Genomic DNA, 23,067 nt, shown 5'->3' on the forward strand with positions numbered 1-23,067 from the left:
CAACGCCGATGCTGAAGCCGTCCCAGCAAATTGTTATTGACATCTTTCAGGATGGTTCAGAATTTGCCATCTCAGTTGTTGAAAAACTTCAGCGTCTTCGCGTCGCTCGGCGCGTTCGAGTTAAAAACCTCTCTGACTGGCGCTCAGATCTTAACCACGTGCATCCCACGCTCGTGGTGACCAGTGAACTGGTACCACAACTTTTATCGCCCCTGCGCTGTCCTCAGCAATTGCTCATCCTTCCTCGTGCAAGTGATCTAGAGTCCAGCTTGAGGTGGCACGGCGACGTACTGTCATGGCCGGAAAAAACCGGCGTTCTATTGCAGCGTATCGACCTGATGGCAAATAGCTTTAATACCGCCCGGCAATTAAACGCTGTGCGTGAGAGTTTGATTTGGCACACGCAACGGGTCGAACGTGAACATGAGTTGATAGAACACATCTTTCGTAATGCTTTAAGTCGTAATTTTACGCACTACGAACATATTCGAACCTTGCTAACGCCGGCATCTAAGTTTAATGGCGACCTATGCTTAATCACCCCAGGTCCATTAGGTAACTTATATATTTTGATGGCCGATTTCACGGGTCATGGTCTAGCCCCTGCCACCGGGGCATTGCCTCTGTCACAAGCATTTTTTGCCATGGCCGATCGTGGCGTTTCTGTCTCAGAAATGGTGGTCGAGTTTAATTATCGGCTGCATCGGCTGTTACCCAGTGATATGTTCTGTGCCTGCTTTTTAATGGAACTGTCGGCGAGTGGCAAGCGCCTGACCTACTGGAACGGGGGGATGCCGCCGGCGTTAGTTTTTGGTCCCGATGGCATGGTGAAGCACCGACTGCGAGCTCAACATATGGCGCTTGGCGTATTAAGTGTTGATGACTTTGATAGCCAGGTGGCGACCATCAGTACTCGCACCGATGATACGATAGCGATGTATACCGATGGCGTCATCGAAATGCTCAGCCAGCGGGATGAGTTTCTGGGCATGGATGCATTTGAAGAAATTATCCAGACCTATCCCGGGACCGCTAATTTTGACAGATTAGTGGCTGAGCTTGAAAATTTTCGCGGTAGCCAACCGCTTCAGGATGACGTGTCGCTGGCCATACTTGAATGTTGCCCTACTGGCCTGGAACCGCCCGAAATTGGGCCTGAACTTCAGGCGTTGCCCTTTGTTTTTTCCACCGTTCTGGACGCTGAAGACCTGCAACAAATCGATGTGGTGGCCTCGATACTGGGAATTTTAGGTCGTTTGCCGGCACTGCATGCCCACCGTACCACTATCTACTTGCTGTTAGCCGAAGTTTTTAATAATGCACTGGAGCATGGTTTACTTGGCCTGGACTCACGCATGAAAAATGATCCCGAGGGCTTCGCGTATTACTATCAATTACGAGCAGATCGTCTGCAGGCGCTGACATCAGGCTCCATCAGTATTGAGGTGTGTTTTGAGCAGCGCCGGAACTACCTTAAGTTTACTGTCCGCAACACCGGCTTGCCCTGGGCCAGGGCTGAGTTAGCGAGTCTCGACAAAACCAGCCTGCCTTACGGACGTGGTCTGGATTTGTTGCAACAGCTGGCTTGTGACCTTAACTGGAGTGATGAAGGCCGGGAAGTTTCGTTCGGCTACTACTTAACCTCCAGCTAGTTTGACTTTAAAGCCTTGTTGTTCGAGAAAAGCCTTACTTGCCTCGCGCTGGTCACCCTGAAGCTCTATGGTTTCGTTTTTGACACTGCCACCTACGCCGCACTGTTTCCGTAGCTGTTTGGCATAATCGCTTAGGAGCTGAGGGTCTGTGGGTAGATCCATGATGACAGTCACCCCTTTTCCTTTACGGCCTTTAGTTTGTCGTTGAATCCGAACCGGGATACTGGTATCAATACTCGCTGCAGTGTTACTCTGCTCCTGAGGTGCTTCAGCGGAGGCCTCAAAGCCTAAATTTTTGAGTTGTTCAGACAAGCTAGACACAAAACCTCCTATATAAATCTTGGAATAAATAGCCAACGTGTTATATATTTTTAGAATAAGCAACGACACTGGGTCTTTCTATGAAATTACAGCAGCTGCGCTACATCGTCGAAGTATTAAATCATAACCTGAATGTTTCAGCGACCGCAGAAAGTCTGTTTACCTCACAACCCGGTATCAGTAAACAAGTCAGAATGCTGGAAGATGAGTTGGGCATTCAGATCTTTGAGCGTAGTGGCAAACACCTGACCCATGTCACCGCAGCCGGGCAGGAAGTTATCGAAATTGCTCGCTGCATACTTGCACAAGTCGATAGTATCAAAGCTGTAGCCAGCGAGCATACGTTACCCGACCAGGGCAAGCTCAATATTGCCACAACTCACACCCAGGCACGTTATGCTCTTCCGGCAAAAATAAAGCAATTCATGGAACGCTATCCGCGGGTATCCCTGCATATGCATCAGGGCTCCCCTGAGCAAATCAGCGAGGCAGCAGCGAAAGGCAAGGCCGACTTTGCGATAGCCACGGAAGCGCTGCATTTGTATCAGGATTTAATGATGTTGCCTTGCTACCACTGGAATCGTTCTATCATTGTACCCACGGATCATCCGCTGACCAGCGTCGGAAAGGTCTCCATCGAGCAACTTGGCGAACATCCAATCGTGACTTATGTGCACGGTTTTACCGGTCGCTCGGAATTAGACAGAGCCTTTAATGAGGCTGGCATTGAGCCCAATGTGGTCTTTACCGCAACGGATGCAGATGTAATTAAAACTTATGTGAGAGCGGGCTTAGGTGTCGGGGTAGTGGCGACCATGGCTTTTGATGAAAGCAATGATAAAGGATTGGTCGCGCTGCCTGCGGAGCATATTTTTGAGCCCAGCACGACGAAGATTGGTTTTCGGAAAGGCACGTTTTTACGCGGCTACATGTACGATTTTATTGAAACCTTCGCGCCGCACCTGACCAAGAGTGTGGTGGAAGAGGCGATGCAACAACGTACTCAAGAAGCTGTTGATCGCCTGTTTAATTCAGTGCAACTACCTACATTGTAATAGCATAGGTGGTGCCACCTAAGGTTCGTTAGCACTCGATAATATTCACCGCGAGACCACCGCGAGCGGTCTCTTTATATTTGGTTTTCATATCGTTGCCGGTGTCCCACATGGTTTTAATGACTTTATCCAGCGATACTTTGTGATCACCGCTACCACGCAGGGCAAGCCGGGCCGCATTGATGGCCTTAATAGCGCCCATGGCATTACGTTCAATGCAAGGAACCTGTACCAATCCACCAACTGGATCACAGGTCAAACCTAAATTATGCTCCATGCCAATTTCGGCGGCATTTTCAACGTTACTCACGCTCCCCCCCATAAGTTCGGCAAGGGCACCTGCTGCCATTGAGCAGGCCACGCCTACTTCACCCTGACAGCCAACTTCTGCGCCGGAAATCGAGGCATTTTTCTTGTACAGGATACCAATCGCAGCAGAGGTTAGCAGGAAGCGGACGACGGTCTCTTCATCTAATTCACCAATGAACTTATCGGCGTACTTCATCACCGCCGGAATAATGCCAGCGGCACCGTTGGTTGGCGCAGTAACGACACGGCCGCCAGCAGCGTTTTCTTCATTGACGGCAAGGGCGAATAAATCTACCCAGTCCATTGTTTGCATGGGATCAGCTGAGCGCTCATTGCGCAACCGCTGATACAGCCCAGGTGCACGGCGACGAACTTTGAGGCCTCCGGGTAAAATACCCTCGGTTTTAATGCCAGTGTCGATGCACTGGTCCATGGTTTTCCAGACATGCATTAAACCTTTACGGATATCAGCTTCACTGCGGAACACTTTTTCGTTAGCTAACATCAAAGAGCTGATGCGCAAGCCGTGCTCCTGGCATTGAGCAAGCAATTCGGCTGCTGAATCAAAAGGATAGGGGATGGGTTGACTGGACTGTTCAATTGCTTCTTCGAGCGTCTCGTCAAAGTCGGCATCACGAACAATAAAACCACCACCGATGGAATAGTAGAGGTCTTTGTAGATCACTTCATCGCCTTTATACAGGCGCAGCTCCATAGCGTTAGCATGGCGCGGCATGGTCTTGCGGCGGTGGAAAGTAATGGCGCCTTCGCGAGGGAACTTGATCTCATGTTCGCCCAATAGCTTAAGCTTTTGAGTTTTCTCGGTGTTAGCCAGAAACTCATCGACAGACGTGGTATCTACGGTCTCAGGTTCTTCGCCAGCCAAGCCAAGGATGACTGCTTTACCCGTGCCATGGCCTTTACCGGTTTGACCTAAAGAGCCGAATAATTCGACTTTTATAGTGGTTGCCTGATCAAGTCCGACAGCCTCGTCGGCCGCGCGCAGGAACTCTAACGCCGCTCGCATCGGGCCGACGGTATGGGAACTTGATGGGCCGATGCCCACTTTGTAGATATCAAAAACACTTATCATAACTGTTATCGTTAACCTATTAGTTGAGAGAACGAAAAAATGAATGCCTTTCAGGATACACGTGATCGGCCAATTCGCGCAAAATTCCGGCCGTCGCTCCCCAAATGTTTCTATGCTGATATGGAATAAAGTATACCTGATCGTACAAAAAACGCCTTAGGCGGTAGGCAAAATGTTCCTGTTGATGCAAAACATGCTTGAGCGGCACGGTAAAGATTTCGGCGACTTCACGGGGATCGGCCTGCAAGGGATGCTGCGGGTCAATGAAGGCAACGTAAGGGCGGATCAGAAAGTTACTGATGACCGGGTAGTCTTGTAATTGACCGACTAAGGTGACCGCGCTCGGCTCCAGTGCGATTTCTTCGTGGGCTTCACGTAACGCAGTTTCATAGAGCGAGCGGTCAGCAGGTTCCTGCCGACCACCGGGGAAACTGATTTGTCCGGCGTGATGACGTAAATTTGCTGCGCGCTGAGTTAGCACTAACTGTAGTTCCCCGTCGCGCTCCCATAGCGGAATTAAGACCGCTGCCGGACGTAACCGCTTACGCACAGGACGCTTTCCCTGGCGCGTTGGATGTAACTGAAAGCGATGCAGAAATTCGTCTTTGGTCATGCTGAGTCTGCCTCGAGCGTGCTGCTCAGAACCGGGAGGATTTTTGCCACTTTATCGAGGGTCTCCTGGTACTCCGCCGCGCCATCGGAGTCCACCACCAGGCCGCCTCCGGCCCAGCAGTAAATAGTATGATTGCAAGCGACCAGAGTGCGGATTGCGATATTGGTATCGGTCTCACCATGCTGCGAAATATAGCCAAGACTGCCACAGTAGAAGCTGCGGCGATGAGGCTCAAGCTCGTCAATGATCTCCATCGCCCGTATTTTTGGTGCGCCGGTAATCGACCCGCCCGGGAAGCAGGCGGCAACAAGCTCCAGTGCCTGTTGCGGGCTTTCCAGTTGCCCTTCAACGGTACTGACCAAATGGTGGACCGCAGGGTAACTCTCAATGGCAAATAATTTCGGTACCTGCACCGAGCCTGGCTGACAAACGCGGCTTAAATCATTACGTAACAGATCAACAATCATCACGTTTTCAGCTCGGTCTTTAGCGGCGTGCTGCAGTTCATGAGCAAGCGCTGAATCGGTTTGCGAGTCTTTACCACGAGGGCGCGTGCCCTTAATAGGTTTGGTTTGTACCAGCCCTGTTGCGGACACATGCAGGAAACGCTCGGGGGAGTGGCTGAGGATAGCCCCATCAGATAGGCGCATGAAACCAGAAAAGGGCGCCTGGTTAGCTGCGCGAAGTTGCAGGTACGCTGCCCAGGGGTCACCTGAAAAAGGTGCTGAGAAGCGCTGTGCGAGGTTAATCTGATAACAGTCCCCGGCATGCAGATAGTCCTGCACGCGGACAAACTTCTGCAGATAATCGGCGCGACTCATGTTGCTCTGCCAATCGGCGGTAAGTTGAAAGAGCTTGCTGCCCGGCGTGTTCTGCTCCAGTTGCTTACGCCAAAAGGCGCTCAGTTCTGTAATCTCGTCGCTGCGCCCGACCAGCCAGGTTGCGCCGCTTTTACGGCAGCGGATCAGCGCCTGGGAATACAGCCCTACAGCCACCTCAGGCAGCGCGATATCGCGTTCAGCCTGACTGGGCAAATGCTCAAGCGCGCGCCCTGCATCGTAACTGAAAGCACCGGCAAGCCCGCCTCGAAATGGCACCGTTGCAGGTCCATCATAAGCGGGCAACTGCGCTTGCAGCTGGCGCAGCTGTTCCGGCCAGTTATCATTGACCGTAAGGGTTTGCTCGGGCTGGCGGAAAATAAAATCGTATTCACTTTGTGGATGCTCACAGCTATCCAGCAAAAGCGCCCAGGGCTCGTCTGCAATGGCAGCAAAAAGCTCGGCAAATTCTACTTTCAAGTCAATAGAAACAGCAGTAATCGACACAGTGTAACGACTCCAGAACGATTTACGGATAGCTTAACATAAGCCAGGTGAAAACTGGTCAGCGTGCCATGAAAACGCTATGATAGCCGCCAATTATAACCCGATGATGTAGAGGTAGTCATGGCCACCATTCGGCAAGCCGATTTCGTAGCAAGCATTGCGGACGCGCTGCAGTATATTTCCTATTATCACCCGCTGGACTTTGTACAAGCGCTGGAAAAGGCGTATCACAAAGAAGAAAGCGAGGCAGCAAAGAATGCCATCGCGCAGGTACTGACCAATTCACGTATGGCAGCCCAGGGACATCGGCCGATTTGTCAGGATACAGGTATCGTGACCTGTTTTGTGAAAGTCGGCATGGGAGTGCAATGGGATAAGACGGATATGACGGTGCAGCAGATGGTGGACGAGGGCACTCGCCAAGCGTACACCAATCCCGAGAATCCGCTGCGTGCGTCTATTGTCGCTGACCCTGCTGGAAAGCGTAAGAATACCGGTGACAACACTCCTGCAGTGGTTCATATTGACATGGTCCCGGGCGCAAATGTTGAGGTCATGATTGCTGCGAAAGGGGGCGGTTCAGAAAACAAATCTAAGATGGTCATGCTCAACCCAAGCGATTCGATTGCCGATTGGGTGGTGGAGACGATGCCGAAACTGGGTGCCGGCTGGTGTCCGCCGGGCATGATTGGACTTGGTATTGGCGGTACCGCCGAAAAGTCGGCAGTGCTGGCCAAAGAGGCCTTGATGGATCCTGTGGATATTCAGGAATTACTGGAGCGCGGACCACAAAGTGCAGAAGAAGAGTTGCGCCTGGAAATTTACGAGCGGGTCAACAAACTAGGTATCGGCGCGCAGGGTCTTGGCGGCGTCACTACGGTCATGGATGTGAAAATCAAAACTGCGCCGACACACGCGGCGTCAAAGCCTGTGACTTTGATTCCGAACTGCGCAGCCACCCGCCATGCTCATTTCACCCTGGACGGGTCCGGCCCTGCTGACCTTCAGCCACCGAAGCTGGAAGACTGGCCGGATATCACCTTTGAGCTGGGTGATGACGCGCGTCGTGTCAATCTGGATGAGCTGACACAGGCTGACATTGAGACCTGGAAAACCGGTGAGACAGTATTGCTGTCGGGTAAAATGTTGACCGGTCGCGATGCTGCCCATAAACGTATCAAAGATATGCTCGATAATGGTGAGAGCCTGCCGGTGGACTTCACCAACAAGTTTATTTATTACGTAGGTCCCGTGGATCCGGTGGGTGATGAAGTTGTCGGCCCAGCGGGTCCAACGACGGCGACTCGAATGGATAAATTTACTGACCTTATGCTCGACAAAACCGGCATTCTTGGCATGATTGGTAAAGCGGAACGCGGACCGGCCACGGTTGAGAGCATTAAGCAACATAAAGCGGTGTACCTGATGGCAGTCGGCGGGGCTGCGTATCTGGTTGCGAAAGCCATTAAGCAGGCCAAAGTAGTTGCCTTCGAAGATTTAGGTATGGAAGCCATCTATGAGTTTGACGTGGAAGATATGCCTGTGACGGTAGCCGTTGACAGTACTGGCGAAAATGCCCACGAAACTGGCCCGGCCATCTGGCGGGTGAAATTGGAAGGTGCAAATGCTTAGTCTTTTGACATGGCAATGGTTAGCTGCCGGCGCGGTTGCGCTGGCAGTAGGCGCGGGTTTGAGCTGGTTGCTGCAACGACCAAAGCTGGCGCGGCTGGCGCAGGATAAGGCGCATCAGCACGAGGTCGCCTTGCAACGAGAGCAACAACTTCAACTTGAGGCAGAGCGGACGGAGCAGCGCAACCAGCAACAGCTACAACAGGCTCAGCAGCGTCAGCAGCAGCTTGAGCAGCAGGTGCAGCAGGCGCAGCAGCAGCTTGAGCAGCAGGTGCAGCAGGCGCAGCAGCAACGTAGTCAGTTGCAAGCTGATTTAGCTGCATCGCAGAGCAAACTGGAAAGTACGCTAAAACATGCCGAAGAAAAGCAAAAATTACTGGAAGCCAGCGAAGAGCGCATGAAAAAAGAGTTCGAACGTTTGGCCCAACAGATTTTTGAGCAAAAGTCAGAACGCTTACAGCAGCATAGCAAACTAACTCTGGAAACTACGCTGGCGCCTTTCAAACAACAGCTGGAAGCCTTTAAAAAGCAAGTTGAATCGCAGTACACTGAAGAGCTCAAGCAGCGAGCCTCATTGACTCAACAGATCACGTCACTGCAGGATCTGAACAAGCAAATGGCATCAGAGGCTGAGGCGTTAACTAAAGCCCTCAAAGGTGACACCAAAACTCAAGGCAATTGGGGTGAGGTGGTACTTGAGCGCATTCTGAACCAGTCAGGGTTGCGTGAAGGCAACGAATACGAAACCCAGAGTCATCACCGCGATGAAGACGGTCGTTCCTTTAAGCCTGACGTCGTGGTGCATTTACCGAACGACAAAGACGTGGTGATTGACTCAAAAGTATCCTTGGTTGCCTACGAGCGCTATTTCAACAGTGATGATGAGCAAGCCCGTGAAGCGGCTTTGAATGAACATGTGAATTCTTTGCGCGCGCATATTAAGGGGCTGGGTAAGAAGAATTATCAGCAACTTGAAAGTGTGCGAACGCTGGATTACGTGCTTATGTTCATCCCTATTGAGCCCGCATTTCTGCTGGCGGTTGACCGCGATCCTGAACTGATCCGGTTGGCGCTGGACAATAACATCATGTTAGTGAGCCCAACCAATTTGTTAGTTGCATTGCGGACAGTGAACAACATCTGGCAGTACGAGTATCAAAACCGTAACGCACAACAAATCGCGACGGACGCAGGTAAACTCTACGATAAGTTTGTCGGCTTCATTGAAGACATGCAAAAGATCGGCAACAGTCTGGATTCGGCGCGCCGGAACTACGACGGCGCCATGAATAAGCTCTCGACCGGACGCGGCAACTTAATTGGCCGCGTCGAGAAGTTTAAAGATATGGGCGTCCAGACCTCGAAGAAACTTGATAATAAGTTACTCGACGACGAAAGCGAGTCATGAGGCGGTGAGTCTGGTTACTGCTGCGTGGTTGCTTTTTGATAGTAGCCACGTGGTAACGCTAACAGGAATAATACGACTAAACCGCCAAAAGGCACCAAAGCAAGCAACTGCCACCAACCACTGACTCCCACATCACGTAAGCGGCGGGATCCAAACGCAATAAGTGGAACCACTACCAGTAGCCCTAGTGCTTCCGCAAGTATGGGATGCACCAGAGTCGCTAATCCCAAGCTTACCGCAGAAATTAAGAAAAATCGCCAATAGTCTGCCCGGTTAAGCGTACCTGAAAAATCAATGAGTTGAATCAAACGGTCTCGCCAGTCGGGTTTTTGTTGCGAAACTGCCTGCGGTATTGCCTCTGAGGTCTGCGCCTTACGTTCGTCGGCCAGTTCACTAATGGGAACCTCAAAGGCTGCAGCCAGAGCTTGTATTGATTCGAGTGATGCTGCACCTGACGCCTCTATGCGTTGGACGGTGCGTAAGGTTATCCCAGCGATATCGGCAAGTTGCTGTTGCGACCAACCGCGGAATTGGCGAAGTTGTAAGATCTTTGCTGTGTCGATTTTCATTAGTATTCCTCGCTGAACAATGACCTGAGCTTAGGCGAAATTTTCAGCGAGGACGACGTCAGTTTTACGACAGCAATACGTCATTTCAAGCTTACGCGAAACGCTTAACTGATTCTGGTTCCCCAGAGGTCGTATTCATCTGCGTGTTCGATACGCACGGCAACAATGTCACCAGGTTTGACGTCATATTCGCCATTGAGGAAGACCAGACCGTCGATTTCAGGGGCATCGGCGTAACTGCGGCCGACAGCGCCTTCGGCATCGACATCATCAATCAGCACCTGCAAGGTGCGGCCAATCTTCTGTTGCAAACGCGCGGCACTGATCTCTTGCTGCACTTCCATGAAACGCGCATAGCGCTCCTGCTTTACTGCTTCTGGCACTGGGTCAGGCAAATCATTGGCTTTTGCGCCTTCCACGTCAGAGTAGGTGAAGCAACCGACCCGATCGAGCTGAGCTTCGCGTAAAAATTGCAGCAACTCCTCGAACTCTTCCTCTGTTTCACCGGGGAAGCCGACGATAAAAGTACTGCGGATGGTCAATTCGGGACAAATCTTGCGCCAGTTTTGAATACGTTCAAGAGTACGGTCCGCAGAGCCGGGGCGTTTCATCAGACGCAGGATGCGTTTATTGGCATGCTGCAGAGGAATATCCAGATAAGGCAGCAGTTTACCTTCTGCCATCAGTGGAATAACCTCATCCACCGAGGGGTAAGGATAAACGTAATGCAAACGCACCCAGATACCGAGTTTGCCGAGGGCTTCACACAGTTCTAGCATGCGGGTTTTGACCGGTTGTCCGTCCCAGAAACCAGTTTTGTGTTTCACATCGACCCCATAAGCGCTGGTATCCTGAGAAATAACCAGTAACTCCTTTACGCCAGCATTCGCCAGCCGCTGCGCTTCAGCAAGTACATCCCCCACCGGGCGGCTGATCAGGTCGCCGCGCATGGATGGAATAATGCAGAATGTGCATCTGTGGTTGCAGCCTTCAGAGATTTTCAGGTAGGCGAAATGGCGCGGGGTCAGTTTCACACCAGTTTCAGGAACCAGATTTTCAAACGGAATGCGCTCCGGTTTGGGTACATAAGTATGGACATGCCCCATGACTTCTTCGTAGGCATGAGGACCTGTTATGGCCAGTACATTTGGGTGCACTTCACGGATTTCATCGTCTTTGGCACCTAAACACCCAGTGACAATAACTTTACCGTTTTCATGCAGTGCCTCGCCGATAGCATCCAGCGACTCCTGCACCGCGCTGTCGATAAAGCCACAGGTATTAACAATGACCATATCCGCACCGTCATAGGTATTGACGATGTTATAACCTTCGGTGCGAAGCTGGGTAAGAATTCGCTCTGAATCGACCAGGTTTTTCGGGCAGCCGAGGCTAACAAAGCCAATTTTGGGTTGCACGGCAGTCGGCGCTGTTTCCGGCACAAATGACTCGACACTCATATTAACTCTGACCTTTGGCAAAAACGTGATTCAGGTAAGCCGCAATGCGCACTCCACCTTGCTGCAGGCAGGTTTTCATTACTGGGGTGTAGTTGTAAACGTAATCCCAGCCCAGGTAGGGCTCATCGGTCTCCGGATAAACCTCATCACGAAGCTTTGAACTCTCGCTAATCCAGGTGTAGGGATCGGGTGTGGCCCAGGATGCGGCTTGCTGCACACTGATTTTCCGTTGCAGCCAGTGCGAGAATTCACTATAGGAAAGTTGCTGATGATCCACCAGGCCAGAGTCCCATACGCGGTGGAGATTACTCTGCTCGCCAAAAAAGACCACTTTGACATCATTGCCGCCGCGATCAGCAAGCGCGGCTGAACCCACGTGCAGGGGTTGATGTAAATCGCCAATGATATGCACAATAAAGCGTAAGGCCAGCTGTTTCTCGTCGCGGCTCGCCTGCGGATCCTGCAAGGTTGCTGTGAATTCAGTTAAAGCGCTCATAGCGTCGCCTTGCGGAGGACAGTCCTCAGCATGGTAATTATGGGGCTCATTCAGGGTGACGTAATGGAACGGGTTCGCCGTTTCCTGCCAGAATTCACTCGGGTTGGAGCGCATTTCGTCGGCATAAGTGGACGCCTCCGCCAGCGACTCAGGGCCTAACAATGCGGTTATGGCCGCCCGCGCATCCTCGCTAAGGTAGGATTCGGCAATTTTTCCGGTGATGCGGTGACCCGTTTTGCCCCATGCCTGAGCATCCGTGGCATACAAAGAGCTGGCACACGCCAGCGTTAGCGCGGTAACTGTCGCTAGAGAAGAAGAAAAAGGATTCATTGTATTAGACAAACCATAGTGTTGAGAGATACAAGTTTAGAGAGGTGCCAGATGCACAGTAATCCGTCTATTTTACGGGTTCTGCGGCAGAAGCCAACGATCTTTTGCACGAACAAACTTGGGATCTTGTATCACCTCAGGAATCGCGCTGTTAATCAACTCAATGGCGCGCTTACCCCAAGGCGTTGCAGGGCAGCCCACGGCGCCTTCAACTATCTCGCCATAGTTCTCTTTAATCGGCAGAAAAACCAATTCGATAGGAAGTATTTGGTTGTGATAGTTCAGCAGCATTGGGTAGTCGACGACGAAATCAATTCGCGATGCATTCACCATCGCCAGCATGTTGGCGTTTGCATCAGCGCCAGAGATCTCGCTAAAGCGCGAGGTATTATGCAAAAACCGTTCAATATAAGGTTGCAAGGTGCCGTAACGGCGTCCTAAGGGCTGCCCGAAACGATAGTCGCCAGTCTTAAGCAATTCGACAAAATCGACAGGATTGCCAAACCTTTCGGTGAAGGTTTGTGCCAGTTCGGGGCGAGTGATAATGCCATGCGCTGGATATTCCAAAATTGTGTCGGAGAAGTATGCTACGTCGGTATCCTGCTCGAGCCGAATCACGCAGGGATAGCAAATATCTCCCCCTTGCCGGATCAACGCGGCGATACGTCCGGCTGGATAACGGCTGATGCGCTGATCGGTATCAGGCAGAGCGCGCTGAAAAGCTTCGACCATGGCATCACAAACACCTTGTTTGGCGAAATACCCTTCAACGACGTGAAACGGAGGCGCACTGTTTACGCCCCAGATGATATCAGCATCACTGGCGTGAAGGCTTGGTCCGAGACCGCAAACCAAGAGCAATGTAACTGCGTAATGGCGAAGTTTACCCACCTTGAATAACCTGAGTAGCTAACAGAATGTTAACCATCATAACCATTGCCAGGCGGTTGCGCTAGGGTAAATTTTGGCCACGCATATGATCTACCCACATCGCGGTAGAGCCACAAACAGCAACCGGAATCATAATAAGGTTAACCACTGGAATGGAGGCCAGGAATGCGACAACAACACCAAAAGTCAGGCTCTTGCCCTGATGGGTGTGCAAGCTGGAGCGCATGGTCCGGAACGGAATTTTGTGGTTATCAAAAGCATAGTCTGCATATTGAATGGTCATCATCCATCCCCCCCAGAGCAGCCAGAGAATCTGGCCGATCACCGGCAAGAACAATAGCAACAGCAGGAAACCCAGCGTACGCGGAATAAAATAAACTAACTTTTGCATTTCGCGGCCAAAGGTACGTGGGATATCTTTTATCATGCCCGCCACACCGCCGCCTGGCGCGCGAATACCGGTAAGTCGTTCTTCCACCTTTTCAGCGAGCAGGCTGTTAAAAGGCGAAGCGATGATATTGGCGACACTGGTAAAGGTCAGTGCGAACAGTAGTAGTACGCCAATAATAATCAACGGCCAGACCACAACTTCTAGCCAGCGCAGCCACTCCGGCAACCAGGCGACTAAATCAGCAACCCAAATCGCGGTATAGTGAAAGATGAAATAAATCGCGATGCTAAAAAGTACAATATTAATACTCAACGGAATGATTGCATAGCGCCGCACGCCTTTTTGAAATGCGAGCTCAAAACCACGTGCAACGTAGCTTGCGCCAATGTCACTGTAGGCTGGTTGGGGCATTCTTTACTCCTCTGGATGTTGAGCAAGTCTGTATTTGCTAAAGCTTTACTTAGTATACGTGCTTATACTAGTTAACCTACCCTTGAAAATGTTACAAAATCTAGCATTATGAACGGACAACGATAACAATGCAGCTGCAGACCGAATGCGCCTAAAACACATCAAACTTGCTGGTTTTAAATCCTTTGTCGATGCGACCAAAGTGCCTTTCCCCCACCAGATGACCTGCGTGGTCGGGCCGAACGGCTGTGGCAAATCAAACGTGATAGATGCGGTGCGCTGGGTGCTTGGAGAAAGCTCGGCGAAAAACCTGCGTGGCGATGCCATGACTGACGTCATTTTTAACGGTTCTGGTGCCAGAAAGCCGGTTTCGCAAGCCAGCGTGGAACTGGTGTTTGATAATTCCGATGGTCGCATTCAGGGAGAGTACGCGAATTACGCTGAGATCTCCGTGAAACGCTTGGTCACCCGCGATGGCCGCTCGGACTACTTCCTGAATTCTAGTAAATGTCGTCGCCGCGACATTACGGATTTATTTTTGGGGACGGGGCTGGGTCCGCGCAGCTATGCCATCATCGAGCAAGGCATGATCTCACGCCTGATAGAGTCTAAGCCACAAGAGCTACGGGTGTTCATTGAGGAAGCTGCAGGTATTTCAAAATACAAAGAACGGCGCCGGGAAACCGAAAATCGTATGCAACATACGCGGGATAACCTTGAGCGCCTGAGCGATGTGCGTGATGAGCTCGGTTCGCAACTTGAAAAACTACAACGTCAGGCGGCCGCCGCGCGGCGTTACAAAGACCTCAAGCAGCAAGAGCGGAAGTATAAAGGCGAGCTGCAGGCTTTGAAATGGCTTGCGCATGAACAGCAGGCCGAGCGCCTGCGCCAGACTGTTCGCGAGCACGAAGCAGAGCTGGAACGCTGGATCGCTGAACAACGCGGCAGTGAGCGCGGCTCTCTGGAGTTACGTGAACAGGCTGCGGAAACCAAAGCTAAACTCGATGAGATTCAGCACCAGTTCTACCAGTTAGGTAACGAGATCACCCGCACCGAACACCAGCTACAGAGCGCCCGTCAGCAACTGCAGCAACGTCAGCAACGTCAGCAGCAATTACAGGTCGAGCTGGAGCAACTCAACGACACCTGCCAGCGTGACCTGGCTCAGCAGGAGGAGCTGCAATTGCAGCTTGAGCAGTTACAGCCGGAGCTCGACGAAGCGGCGGTTACGGCGGAGCAAGCACAGCAGCAATTTGATGCTCACGAAGAGGCTTGGCTGCAGTTACAAAATGATTATCAGGCGCATATCACGGCGCAACAGCATCAGCGGGAACGAGGGCAACAACTGCAACTGCAACAGGAGCGTGTGGCCGACCAGGTGCAGCGTAATCAGCAGCAGCAACAGGAGCTGCAGCAACAACAGACACAACTGCAGCAGGAACTGACTACGATTCAAGCTGATGCAGCTGAGAGCGGGCTGGAAGATGCTGCCGCCGCTCTGGCAAGCAGCGAACAGCACTTGCAGGAGCTCGCTCAACAGCAGCAGCAGTTGCGCGAAGAACGTCAGCAGACAGAACAGGATTTAACGCAGCAGCGACAACAGCAGCAGCAATTGATGGGACGTCAGAGCTCGCTGCAAACCCTGTTAGAGGCTTCTCAGGCGAGTGACTGGCCGCAGGCAGTAGGTGGCTGGCTCGCCGAGCAGCGGATCGAGCACCATGGCCAGGTTCGCGAGGCGATGATACTCGATGACACTTGGCGTTTTGCCGCAGAACAGTTGCTGGGAGCCTGGCTGGATGCTTATGTGGTGGCGACCAAGCCCTCGTCCTGGCCAGAGCAGCTAGGCACGAGATTGGTAGTATTAACGGCTGACGATGCTCCGGCAAGAAGCCTGGCGAGCTTGATGCAGGGACCTTTACGACACTGGCCGTGGTTGCAGCAGGTGGCCTTGGTCAAAGATGCCGCTGAGGCCCAACTCAAGCTCGCTGAACCGGGCTGGCAATGCGCTTTAACGGCGGCCGGGGAGATGTGGTCTGCAGCGGGATATCAAGCTTCTCAGATTGATGCGGCGGACAGTCAGCTGTTGCAGCAACAGGAACTGATGCAGCTTGATGAGACGCTGGCGCGAGTTGCGACAGAGTTAACGCAACTGGAACAAGCTTTAACCCTACAGAAAGGACAGCGGCAGGAACTGGAAGCTTCGTTGCAACAGCAGCGCGAGCATCATGGCCAATGTCAGGCAGAACTTTCCACCTGGCGCGAAAAACAGCAGTGGCAAGCGCGGCAGCAGCAGGAGCTCGAACAAAAACTTGGCGCACTGAAACAGCGCCAGTCTGAGCTGGCCGAACAGAGCGAAGAGTTGGCACTGCAGCAGGAAGAAATTGCTATGCAGGTGGTCGCTTTCGAAGCGCAGCAGCACGACACACAGGGTGACGTGCAGTGGCAGGAAAAGCGTGAACAATTGCAAGCTGAGCGGGGCCTGTTGCGAGATGCTCTGCAGCAGCAACAACAACGATTGCAGGATAAGAAACTGCAGTTCGAGCAAGTGCGCAGCCAGTTGCAGCATACGCAGACACTGTTGCAACGGCTGCAGCAACAACAGCATCAGGCACAGGAGCAGTTGCAGCTGCTGGCTGATCCCGATACTGAGCAACAGGAAGAGTTGGAAGTTCAGGCTTTGCAGCTTGAAGAGCTCCTGCTGCAACGTGAACGCGTGGATGAACAACGCCGCGAGTGGGCCAATAAACTTGCTGAGGTTGAACAGCAATTGCATGAGGTCAGCAGGGGCGCCAAAGGTGTTGAAAGCCGGATTGAAAAAGCCCGACAGCAACTGCAAAGTACGCAGATGGAGTTGGCTGCACTGCAAGAGCGCAGCCGCAACGTTCTTAATGTGCTAGACGAGATGCAGCAGCCCCTGAAACCGGTATTGGAGCAGTTGCCAGAAGATGCCAACGAACGCGCCTGGCAAGCGGAAGTTGACCGCCTGCAAAGTGCTATTTCACGTCTGGGCGCAATTAACCTGGCGGCTATCGAAGAGGCTGATACCTTAGGCGAGAGAAAAGCCTATTTAGATCAGCAGCATGAGGATTTAAGTTCGAGTCTGGAGACGTTAGATTCAGCCATACGCAAGATTGACCGGGAAACCCGGCAGCGCTTCAAAACCACCTTTGATGCAGTGAATAATGGTTTACAGGAGTTATTTCCAAAAGTATTTGGTGGTGGCAGTGCCTATTTGGAACTTACTGAAGATGACCTGCTCGAAACAGGTGTAGCCATTATGGCGCGCCCACCGGGCAAGAAAAATAGTACAATTCACTTGTTATCGGGTGGTGAAAAAGCGCTGACGGCTTTATCATTAGTCTTTGCGATCTTCAGGCTCAATCCAGCGCCATTTTGTTTGCTGGATGAGGTTGATGCGCCACTTGATGATGCCAACGTTGGACGATTTTGCCGATTGGTGGAAGAGATGTCACAAACGGTTCAGTTCATCTACATCAGTCATAATAAAGTAGCGATGGAAATGGCCTCTCACCTGGCGGGGGTAACCATGCAAGAGCCGGGCGTCTCGCGTTTGGTAGCGGTTGATGTTGACGAAGCCGTCGCACTAACAGAAGCCTCTTAAAAACAAGAACTATAGGGTAATCACAGATCATGGAAAGCCGGCAATGAGTACCATGCAAATTGTTTTTAGCGTAATCGGTCTGCTACTGATTGGCCTGATTATTGGCCACGGTATGTGGAATATACGTCGTAATGAACGTCGTGCCCAGGCACGCGAACTTGAGCTTGAGCGTAAACGCCAACAGCAGTCGCAGCCAGGTCAGGGCTTTGATGACGATGGCATCGGTGAAGTGCGCGTGATTAAGCGCGCCTCTGAGCGCGCGCAGGAGCGTCCGGCAGGAGCAGCAGCGCGTCGTTCGGCTGACGGTAGTCACGTTGCTCGAACCCAGCAATCAACAGAACCGCGAGAAGTGGTTGGACGCACGCAAAATGAAGCTGGTGCGCAAGCAGCGCAACAGCCCACGCAAGTGGACGCTGAAGAGTTAACACCACGGAGTAAGCCGATTCGGGCGATGGACGATGAAGGTGAACTTGATTTGCCATCGCTGGCGGCAGAGCCCGATGAGCTGAAACAGGCTGAACAGCAACAGCCCGCAAAACAAAAAGCTAAGCCAAAAGCGGCCTCAGTGCGGAATAAGCCGGAACCATCCCAGCCCGCGCAGCAAAGTATGGAACTCGAGTTAGAGCCAGGAGATGAACCCGCGTTGACACAAGCACCCGATCTGGTGATTGCTTTACATGTCATGGGTCATATCACCGGACCAGTGTTATTGCAGCAAATGACTGAACTTGGCTTTAAATACGGTGAGTTCGATATTTTTCATCGTCACGTTGATACCGCAGGTCAGGGACCTGTGCTGTTTAGTTTGGCGAACATGTTTAATCCTGGCACTTTTGATATTGATGCGATGGAGCAATTTGAAACCAAAGGGGTCGCATTATTTCTGGCATTACCCATAAAAAGTAATTCAACAAAAGCCTTTACCATGATGCAAAACGCGGCAGAGAAGCTCGCCGCAGCAGTTGATGGCGGCCAGGTGTTGGATGAGAATCGCAATCCGTTGACCCGTCAGGCAGTGCAACATATTCATCAGAACATTCGTGAATACGAACGTAAACGACTTATTCGGCAGTAACAAAACGCTATGACAGACACAGATGTTAGCCAGCGCGTAGAACGTCTACGCACGCTCATTACCCGTTATAATCAGGAATACTACGAACTCGATGAGCCTTCAGTGCCCGATGCTGAATACGATCGACTCTTTCGCGAATTGCAGGAACTGGAACGGCAACATCCCGAGCTCCAAAGTGAGTATTCGCCTACCCAAAAAGTCGGCAGCCGGCCGGTTTCAGCTTTTTCACAAGTGCGTCACGAAATGCCGATGTTGTCGCTGGACAACGCGTTTGAACAAAGTGAGTTTGAAGCATTTGCCAGCCGAGTGGAAGAGCGCCTGGACAGTGGCTCAGAGATTGCGTATTGCTGTGAGCCAAAGCTAGACGGTGCCGCTGTCAGCTTGTTGTACGAGAATGGTCAGTTGGTACAGGGGGCGACCCGGGGCGATGGGCAAACAGGCGAAGCCATTACTGCTAACGTGCGAACGATTCGCAACTTACCGCTGCAGCTACACGGTAATTTTCCCGAGCGTATGGAGGTGCGTGGCGAAGTTTTTATGCCCCTGCAAGCGTTTGCGGAGTTTAACGAAAAAGCGCTGGCTCGAGGCGAGAAAACCTTTGCCAATCCGCGCAATGCTGCGGCTGGCAGTCTGCGTCAACTGGATTCACGGATCACAGCGCAGCGGCCTTTACATTTTTATGCCTATAGCATGGGCGTGGTGAGCGCTGATGCAGAACTGGCGGACTCTCATTATGAGCGGTTGCAGCAATTGGCGGACTGGGGCTTGCCGGTCAGTGCAGAGGTTAAACAAGTTGAGAGCTCCGCAGGTTGTCTGACGTATTACGCTGACATCCTCGAACGCCGTCATGATTTGCGCTACGAAATCGACGGTATCGTATTAAAAGTGGATGCTATCAAGCAGCAACAGGATCTGGGATTTGTCTCCCGTGCGCCACGTTGGGCGATCGCCTGGAAATTTCCTGCACAAGAGGAAATGACGGTGATTCATGGTGTCGACTTCCAGGTCGGCAGAACCGGTGCTATTACACCAGTGGCGCGGCTTGAGCCGGTAGCAGTCGCTGGTGTGACCGTTTCCAATGCTACCTTGCATAATGCCGATGAGATTGCGCGACTGGATATTAAACTGGGCGACACGGTGATTATCCGCCGCGCCGGAGATGTCATCCCACAAGTCGTTAATGTCGTCACCGAGCGCCGTCCGGAAGATGCCCAAGCTATCGAATTTCCGAGCTGTTGCCCGGTGTGTGGGTCAAACATTGAACGGGCTGAAGGCGAGGCGGTGGCCCGTTGCACAGGCGGCCTTATCTGCGGCGCTCAACGTAAAGAAGCTCTCAAGCACTTTGCCTCACGTAAAGCCATGGATATTGATGGTCTCGGCGATAAATTGCTTGAATTACTGGTTGAGCGTGAATGGTTAAAATCACCGGCCGACCTTTATCGACTAAAGGCGCGCGAGCTAGCAATGTTACCGCGCATGGGTGAGAAGTCAGCCGAGAACATTGTTGCGGCGATCACTGCCAGCAAGGAAACAACCTTGCCTAAATTTCTCTACGCGCTGGGCATACGTGAAGTTGGCGAGGCGACAGCTGCGAATCTGGCCAGTCATTTCGGTTCTTTAGACGCGCTACAGGAGGCTTCTCAGGACCAGCTTGAGGAAGTTGATGACGTGGGTAAAGTTGTCGCCAGTCATATCTATCAGTTCTTTCGCGAAGCTCACAACCAGGACGTCGTGCGGGAGTTGCTCGAATTAGGTATTCATTGGCCGGCGATAGAAAAACTGGCTGCCAGTGAAGCAACGCTGGCCGGCAATACCTACGTGCTGACAGGTACACTCACGCAAATGACGCGTGATGAAGCCAAACAAGCACTGCAAGCACGGGGCGCTAAGGTCAGTGGCAGCGTATCGAAGAAGACCACAGCTGTCATCGCCGGTGAAAATGCCGGCTCTAAGCTTAGTAAAGCTGAGCAACTGGGTGTTCCAGTGCTCAGCGAAGACGATCTGCAAGCGCTGATTACAAGTTAAGAGTCAGCACCTAACCTGGTCACGTCGACAATAAGTTTGAGGCGCTGACCAGGTTGCAAGTACTTGGTTCTGGTAATCTGGTTCCACTTCTCAATGTCACCGATTCGCACGTTAAACTTCTGTGCAATTCGTGCTAGCGAATCTCCTGAGCGAACCCGATAGTGAATACTCCGGGTAACACCGCTTGGCTGACTGTCATCGGTCAGCCATACCACCAGCTCCCGGCCTGGTCGCAAAGGGTCTGTAGGAGCCATGCCATTCCATTTGGCAAGTTGGCGTAAGTTGACGTTATATTTGCGACTTAAATCCCAGAAGGTATCGCCTGTGGCGATTTCGTGCGTGATTTTGTAAGACCCACGTTGTTGCGATTGGGTCGCCGACAAGCGCTGATCTGCGGAGAGATTATACTCCTTCAGATCGCGTGAGGCAGCTGGAATTAATAAGTAATCCCCCGCACGGATCAGGTGGCCACGTATCGAATTGGCTTGCTGAATAGCTTGTGTGGTCGTCTGGTACTGCTTGGCGATGACAATCAGGCTCTCTCCTGACTGCACTTTGTGCCGGGTCCACCGGACCAGGTCTTTGCTGTCGGCAGTTGCTAACCAGTGCTTAAGTTGTTGCGCATTTTCCCGTGGCAGTAACAGGCGATGTGGCCCCTCGGGGTCAGTAGCCCAGCGATTGTAGCCAGAGTTGTAGTGGTGCAATTGATCAAGCTTAAGCCCGGATTTCTCTGCAGCCAGCGCTAAATCAATTTGGGCTTCGGTTTCAATCACTTCCAGGTAGGGTTGGTTTGGGATCGGTAACCAACTGACCTGATAGGTGTCCTGATTTTTCAGAATGTCCGCCAAAGCGAGAAGTTTTGGTACATAAGCACGGGTTTCCCGCGGCAAATCAAGGGACCAGAAGTCTGTGGCTTTACCTTGACGTTTATTTTTACGAATAGCTGAGTTGACCCGGCCACCGCCTGAGTTATAAGCAGCGAGCGCGTGCAACCAGTCATCAAAGCGACTATTTAAGTCGGTGAGATAGTCTAATGCAGCATGGGTTGAGGCATAAACATCGCGCCGACCGTCGTACCACCAGTTAATATCAAGGCCATACTGTCGCGCAGTTCCCGGAATAAACTGCCACACCCCTGCGGCTTGCCCATGGGAGTAAGCAAATGGGTCAAATGCGCTTTCAACGATGGGCAACAGAGCCAGCTCTAAAGGCAATCCACGGCGTTCTATCTCGGCCACGATGAGGTGCATAAAAGGTGCAGCACGCTCGGCCACCCGATTCATATAAGCGGGATGCTTGAGGTAATAATTCCGCTGCGCCGTAATCCGGGCTTCATCAGGAACGGGCATGCTCAGCTGGCGCCGGATACGTTCCCAGACGTCAGCTTCCTGCTGTGGTGTCAGCTCCTCGATAACAGGCTCGGCAGCGATCAGTTGTGGACTTAACAAAACTCGCTCGGGCGTGGTATCAATCTGGGGTGCTGGCGAGATTTTATCTTCCTGTTTTGTTTCTATTTTTGTTGTCTGCTGCTCGGTCGGTGTCGACTGACAGCCAGCCAGAGCCAACGCACTCATGGTCAGCACTACCCAATTCTTCATGTGAACCTGTTCCTATATATACAATCTCTGCGACGTTCTGCACAGCAGTGTACGGGTTTAAAACTTATCTTTCCACTGCCTTAATCGTGCGAACTCGTCAGGATCCCGGGCATGTAAAAAGGGGTTAATTTCGAGCTCCCGCGCTATGCTCGACGGCAAAGAGGGCTGGTCGTCCTCACGCCGGGCGGCGACGTCCCGTTGAGCTTGCTCGATAGCCTTGTTATCAGGTTCGGCAGCGGCTGCGAAACGCAAGTTGGCGGCAGTATACTCATGGGTACAGTAGACGGCGGTTGTTGCCGGAAGTTCTGCCAGTTTGCGTAAAGACGTGTAAAATTGTGGTGCTGTGCCCTCAAACATACGTCCGCAGCCAGCGCTGAACAGGGTATCGCCGCAAAACAGCAGGCCCGGGGTGTAAAAGCTGATATGGTCGAGGGTATGACCGGGCGTTTCAATCACCTCAAAGCGGCTTTGAAGACCCTCAGGTACGAAGGTATTGCCTTCGGCAACGGGATGAGTGATACCTTCTATTTTCGGATTCGCAGGGCCGTATACCGGCACCTGGTAGTGCTCCAGCAACGGCATCAGACCGTCGGTATGATCCCAATGATGGTGGGTGATCAGGATACTTGCCAGTTGCACATTGTGCTTTTCCAGCCACGCCAGCACAGGTTTTTCATCACCGGGGTCTACAATAACAGCAGGCTTCCCCTTGGCTGGCTGAATCGCCCAAATGTAGTTATCATCAAAGGCTCTGATCGGGGATATAAGCATAATTTACTCATTCATTTTGCATT

At 52.0% G+C, this 23,067-nt stretch carries 18 protein-coding genes; 7 read left to right on the forward strand and 11 right to left on the reverse strand.

Annotated features, from left to right (window positions below; all coding sequences use genetic code 11):
• The first annotated feature begins 8 nt into the window (after positions 1-8).
• Positions 9-1,652: an ATP-binding SpoIIE family protein phosphatase gene (locus J6J28_RS11255; RefSeq protein WP_301721816.1), complete on the forward strand. Its 1,644-nt coding sequence runs from the start codon at positions 9-11 to the stop codon at positions 1,650-1,652.
• Here J6J28_RS11255 and J6J28_RS11260 read toward each other — a convergent pair.
• On the reverse strand, positions 1,638-1,973 hold the full coding sequence (locus tag J6J28_RS11260) for a translation initiation factor (protein ID WP_301721818.1): 336 nt from the start codon (positions 1,971-1,973) through the stop codon (positions 1,638-1,640). The two genes, J6J28_RS11255 and J6J28_RS11260, sit on opposite strands and share 15 nt — an antisense overlap.
• Positions 1,974-2,053: 80 nt before the next feature.
• Here J6J28_RS11260 and cysB point away from each other — a divergent pair, with 80 nt between their 5' ends.
• A complete protein-coding gene (gene cysB, locus J6J28_RS11265; RefSeq protein WP_301721819.1) occupies positions 2,054-3,028 on the forward strand; it encodes an HTH-type transcriptional regulator CysB in 975 nt (324 codons plus the stop codon).
• A 28-nt stretch (positions 3,029-3,056) separates the two neighbouring features.
• Here cysB and J6J28_RS11270 read toward each other — a convergent pair whose 3' ends face one another.
• Genes J6J28_RS11270 through pabB form a run of 3 tightly spaced genes read right to left on the reverse strand, consistent with a single transcriptional unit; the run spans position 3,057 to position 6,368 of the window.
• Positions 3,057-4,430 (reverse strand): L-serine ammonia-lyase, encoded by a 1,374-nt coding sequence (locus tag J6J28_RS11270; protein WP_301721821.1) that lies wholly within the window; start codon positions 4,428-4,430, stop codon positions 3,057-3,059.
• Positions 4,431-4,449: 19 nt separating this feature from the next.
• On the reverse strand, positions 4,450-5,043 hold the full coding sequence (locus tag J6J28_RS11275; RefSeq protein WP_301721823.1) for a CoA pyrophosphatase: 594 nt from the start codon (positions 5,041-5,043) through the stop codon (positions 4,450-4,452).
• Positions 5,040-6,368, reverse strand: coding sequence for an aminodeoxychorismate synthase component I (gene pabB, locus J6J28_RS11280; RefSeq protein WP_301721824.1), 1,329 nt, complete (start codon positions 6,366-6,368; stop codon positions 5,040-5,042). The genes J6J28_RS11275 and pabB overlap by 4 nt, the downstream gene beginning before the upstream one ends.
• A gap of 120 nt (positions 6,369-6,488) precedes the next feature.
• Between pabB and J6J28_RS11285 the strand changes: the two genes are divergently transcribed.
• A complete protein-coding gene (locus J6J28_RS11285; RefSeq protein WP_301721825.1) occupies positions 6,489-8,000 on the forward strand; it encodes a fumarate hydratase in 1,512 nt (503 codons plus the stop codon).
• Positions 7,993-9,405, forward strand: a complete 1,413-nt coding sequence (locus J6J28_RS11290; RefSeq protein WP_301721826.1) for a DNA recombination protein RmuC — start codon at positions 7,993-7,995, stop codon at positions 9,403-9,405. The genes J6J28_RS11285 and J6J28_RS11290 overlap by 8 nt, the downstream gene beginning before the upstream one ends.
• 14 nt (positions 9,406-9,419) lie before the next feature.
• Here J6J28_RS11290 and J6J28_RS11295 read toward each other — a convergent pair whose 3' ends face one another.
• From J6J28_RS11295 to cysZ, 5 genes are all read right to left on the reverse strand, one after another.
• Positions 9,420-9,974, reverse strand: coding sequence for a DUF805 domain-containing protein (locus J6J28_RS11295; protein ID WP_301721827.1), 555 nt, complete (start codon positions 9,972-9,974; stop codon positions 9,420-9,422).
• Positions 9,975-10,078: 104 nt separating this feature from the next.
• A complete protein-coding gene (gene rimO, locus J6J28_RS11300) occupies positions 10,079-11,434 on the reverse strand; it encodes a 30S ribosomal protein S12 methylthiotransferase RimO (protein WP_301721829.1) in 1,356 nt (451 codons plus the stop codon).
• Between the two features lies 1 nt (position 11,435).
• Positions 11,436-12,260, reverse strand: coding sequence for a S1/P1 nuclease (locus tag J6J28_RS11305; protein WP_301721831.1), 825 nt, complete (start codon positions 12,258-12,260; stop codon positions 11,436-11,438).
• Between the two features lie 72 nt (positions 12,261-12,332).
• Positions 12,333-13,151: a hypothetical protein gene (locus J6J28_RS11310; RefSeq protein ID WP_301721834.1), complete on the reverse strand. Its 819-nt coding sequence runs from the start codon at positions 13,149-13,151 to the stop codon at positions 12,333-12,335.
• 61 nt (positions 13,152-13,212) lie between these two features.
• Entirely contained in the window at positions 13,213-13,953 is a 741-nt protein-coding gene (gene cysZ, locus J6J28_RS11315) for a sulfate transporter CysZ (RefSeq protein ID WP_301721835.1), read from the reverse strand.
• 145 nt (positions 13,954-14,098) lie between these two features.
• Between cysZ and smc the strand changes: the two genes are divergently transcribed.
• The 3 genes from smc to ligA are packed head-to-tail and all read left to right on the forward strand — an operon-like array spanning position 14,099 to position 20,675.
• Positions 14,099-17,575, forward strand: a complete 3,477-nt coding sequence (gene smc, locus J6J28_RS11320; RefSeq protein WP_301721836.1) for a chromosome segregation protein SMC — start codon at positions 14,099-14,101, stop codon at positions 17,573-17,575.
• A 43-nt stretch (positions 17,576-17,618) separates the two neighbouring features.
• Complete coding sequence (gene zipA, locus J6J28_RS11325; protein ID WP_301721839.1) at positions 17,619-18,650, forward strand: cell division protein ZipA; 1,032 nt, start codon at positions 17,619-17,621, stop codon at positions 18,648-18,650.
• Positions 18,651-18,659: 9 nt separating this feature from the next.
• Positions 18,660-20,675, forward strand: coding sequence for an NAD-dependent DNA ligase LigA (ligA, locus tag J6J28_RS11330; RefSeq protein WP_301721840.1), 2,016 nt, complete (start codon positions 18,660-18,662; stop codon positions 20,673-20,675).
• Here ligA and J6J28_RS11335 read toward each other — a convergent pair.
• Positions 20,672-22,273 (reverse strand): lytic transglycosylase, encoded by a 1,602-nt coding sequence (locus tag J6J28_RS11335; protein ID WP_301721841.1) that lies wholly within the window; start codon positions 22,271-22,273, stop codon positions 20,672-20,674. The genes ligA and J6J28_RS11335 overlap by 4 nt on opposite strands.
• A 57-nt stretch (positions 22,274-22,330) precedes the next feature.
• On the reverse strand, positions 22,331-23,044 hold the full coding sequence (gene gloB, locus J6J28_RS11340; RefSeq protein WP_301721851.1) for a hydroxyacylglutathione hydrolase: 714 nt from the start codon (positions 23,042-23,044) through the stop codon (positions 22,331-22,333).
• Positions 23,045-23,067 lie beyond the last annotated feature (23 nt).

This window comes from Pseudidiomarina terrestris (genome assembly GCF_030466375.1).
Taxonomy (GTDB): Bacteria; Pseudomonadota; Gammaproteobacteria; order Enterobacterales; family Alteromonadaceae; genus Pseudidiomarina; species Pseudidiomarina terrestris.